Below are 2,783 nucleotides of genomic sequence, written 5' to 3'. Positions count from 1 at the left end.
GGGCCGGCCGCGGGGGAGACCGGCAGGAGCACCTGCGCCCCCGCCAGGGCGAGCGCCTCGGGTAGGCCCGCTCCGCCGGCCTCGTCGTCGTCGGGAACGAACGCGCAGACCACCATCCCCTCCGTCATCAGGGAGGCAAGATGGTCGCGGATCGCCCGGTCCCGGTCCGTCCGCACCGATGTGGGCACCGCGGCGCGGCGCGCACGCACCGCGCGGCGTACCGCGGACTTGTCCGGTGTCATCACCCCAGTGTGCCGTCACCGTGCGGCCTCCATGCCGCCGGTGGTCCGGAGGTCGGGGCGGGGTGCTCCGTCTATGGTGTACGGCATGACGTCCACCACCTCGCCCGACTCGCAGTTCCGCACCGCGGTCGTCCCGGCCGCCGGCCTCGGGACCCGGTTCCTGCCCGCCACCAAGACCGTTCCCAAGGAGCTGCTGCCCGTGGTGGACACCCCGGGGATCGAGCTCATCGCGGAGGAGGCGACCGAGGCGGGGGCGGGCCGGCTCGCGATAGTGACCTCCGAGCGCAAGGTCGGGGTGATGGCGCACTTCTCCGAGGACCAGGTTCTCGAGGACACGCTGTCGGACCGGGGCAAGGACGTCCTGCTGCATAAGGTCCAGCGGGCCCCCGGGCTCATCGAGGTGGTGGACGTCCGCCAGGACGAGCCGCTGGGCCTGGGGCACGCGGTCGCTCAGGTGGAATCGGTGCTCGGGGACGAGGAGCAGGCCGTCGCCGTGCTCCTGCCGGACGACCTGGTGCTGCCGTTCGGGATCCTGGGCCGGATGTCGCAGGTCCGCGCGGAGCGGGGCGGCAGCGTCCTCTGCGCGTTCGAGGTGAGCCCGGAGGAGGTCTCTTCGTACGGGGTGTTCGAGGTGTCCGACACGGATGACCCGGCGGTCAAGCAGGTCCGCGGCATGGTCGAGAAGCCGGCCGTCGAGGACGCGCCGTCCAACCTCGCGGCGGCCGGGCGGTATGTGCTCGACCGCGCGATCTTCGACGCGCTCCGGCGCATCGAGCCGGGCGCCGGCGGGGAACTGCAGCTCACCGACGCGATCGACCTGTTGATCAACGAGGGCCACCCGGTCCACGTGGTGGTCCACGACGGCACCAGGCACGACCTCGGCAATCCCGGCGGGTACATCAAGGCCTGCGTGGACTTCGCCCTGGACAACCCGGCCTACGCCGACGAGCTCCGCGAGTGGCTCGCCGGGCGGCTCGACCACTGAGGCCGGGCGCCGTCACGGAATGGCGTCACGGGATGGCGCCACGCGGGCGCTACCCTCTCCCACAAGGACCCGGCGGTCGGTCCGCCACGCCTGGCGTGACACCGCCGCACGGTCAGCGACTTTCGTACGGGAAGGGGACACCTGGTGCGCTCCGTCGAGGAACAGCTCGCACTGGTGACGGCGGCCGCGGTCGCCCCGAGACCGGTGCGCGTGTCGATCTCGGAGGCGCAGGGGCTGTTGTGTGCCGAAGAGGTCGTGGCCGAGCGCCCGCTGCCCTCCTTCGACCAGTCCGCGATCGACGGGTACGCGGTCCGCAGTGTCGACATCCGGGTCGGTGGCCCGACCGACGACCCGGGTGAGAAGTCCGCCGGGCCGGCCGGTCTGCCCGTCGTCGGGAGGATCACCGCGGGATCCCGGCAGCCGACCCGGCTCCAACCCGGCCAGGTCGTCCGCGTGGACACCGGCGCGCCCCTGCCGACCCTGGCTGACGCGGTCCTCCCGGTCGGCTGGGCCGTCGCCGAGGGCCAGCGCATCAGCCCCACCCGCACCGTCGCCAGCGGCGAGTACGTCCGTCGCGTGGGCGACGACGTCCAACCGGGCGATGTCGCGGTGCGCGCGGGGGCCATCATCGGGCCGGCCCAGGTCGGCCTGCTCGCGTCCGTGGGGCGGTCCAAGGTGCTCGTGCACCCCAAGCCCCGCATGTCCGTGATCTCGGTCGGCGACGAACTGCTCGACGTCGACGCCAGCCCCGGCACCGGCCAGGTCTACGACGTCAACTCCTACGCCCTGACCGCGGCGGGCCGTGACGCCGGGGCCGACGTGCACCGGGTGGGTATCGCCAGTACCGAACCCTCGAGGCTGCGCGAGGTCCTGGAGGGGCAGCTTGTGCGCAGTGAACTCGTGGTGGTCTCCGGCGCGGCCGGCGGTGAGGCCACCACGAGGATCCGGCAGGTCATGGAGGAGCTCGGGCAGATCGAGGTCAACCGCGTGGCCATGCATCCCGGATCGGTCCAGGGGTTCGGGCGACTGGGTCGTGACGAGGTCCCCACATTCCTCCTGCCGTCGAACCCGGTGAGCGCCCTCGTCGTCTTCGAGATCATGGTCCGGCCACTGATCCGCATCGCGTTGGGCAAGCGGCAGCCCATGCGCCGGACGGTCCGCGCCCGCACCGTCGCCCCCATCTCCTCGGTGGAGGGCAGGCGCGGTTACCTGCGCGGACAGCTCATGCGAGACACCGACACCGGTGAGTACCTGGTGCGGGCGCTCGGCGGCGCGCAGGGATCCTCCACCCACCTGCTCGCCTCGCTCGCGGAGGCGAACTGCCTCGTGGTGATCGACCCCGACGTCTCCGCCGTCCGGACCGGTGACGAGGTGGACGTGATGTTCCTCGCCCAACGCGGCTGAGCCGATCCGGGTCCGAGACCATGTGGAACGTCGTCGCGACCGATGCGACCGCCCACCCCGGGTGGCCGCTCGAGGCCGGACCCCTCCGGGTCCGCGCCGGCGTGGTCACGCTCCGACCGGTGCGGCGTCGCGACGCGCGCGACTGGTCCGCG

2 protein-coding genes and 2 pseudogenes are annotated in these 2,783 nt (G+C 72.7%); 3 read left to right on the top strand and 1 reads right to left on the bottom strand.

Annotated features, from left to right (window positions below):
• Nucleotides 1-242: pseudogene (locus tag G6026_RS05300) on the bottom strand (5-formyltetrahydrofolate cyclo-ligase); the annotation flags it as partial.
• 85 nt (nt 243-327) lie between these two features.
• Here G6026_RS05300 and G6026_RS05295 point away from each other — a divergent pair.
• From G6026_RS05295 to G6026_RS17115, 3 genes and pseudogenes are all read left to right on the top strand, one after another.
• Nucleotides 328-1,227 carry a UTP--glucose-1-phosphate uridylyltransferase gene (locus tag G6026_RS05295; protein ID WP_107758169.1) on the top strand — a complete coding sequence of 300 codons (900 nt, stop codon included), beginning with the start codon at nt 328-330 and terminating at the stop codon, nt 1,225-1,227.
• Between the two features lie 144 nt (nt 1,228-1,371).
• Nucleotides 1,372-2,631, top strand: a complete 1,260-nt coding sequence (glp, locus tag G6026_RS05290; RefSeq protein WP_182612429.1) for a gephyrin-like molybdotransferase Glp — start codon at nt 1,372-1,374, stop codon at nt 2,629-2,631.
• A 20-nt stretch (nt 2,632-2,651) separates the two neighbouring features.
• Nucleotides 2,652-2,783: pseudogene (locus G6026_RS17115) on the top strand (RimJ/RimL family protein N-acetyltransferase); the annotation flags it as partial.

The organism is Dietzia sp. DQ11-38-2 (genome assembly GCF_014145055.1).
In the GTDB taxonomy this organism is placed as follows: domain Bacteria; phylum Actinomycetota; class Actinomycetes; order Mycobacteriales; family Mycobacteriaceae; genus Dietzia.
The sequence above is the reverse complement of the archived record's forward strand: the minus strand, read 5'-3'. Positions and strand labels throughout refer to the sequence as shown.

What these genes read in the sequence shown, in the direction of transcription:
- G6026_RS05295 (WP_107758169.1), top strand. Translation starts at nt 328, where the DNA reads ATGACGTCCACCACCTCGCCCGACTCGCAGTTCCGCACCGCGGTCGTC.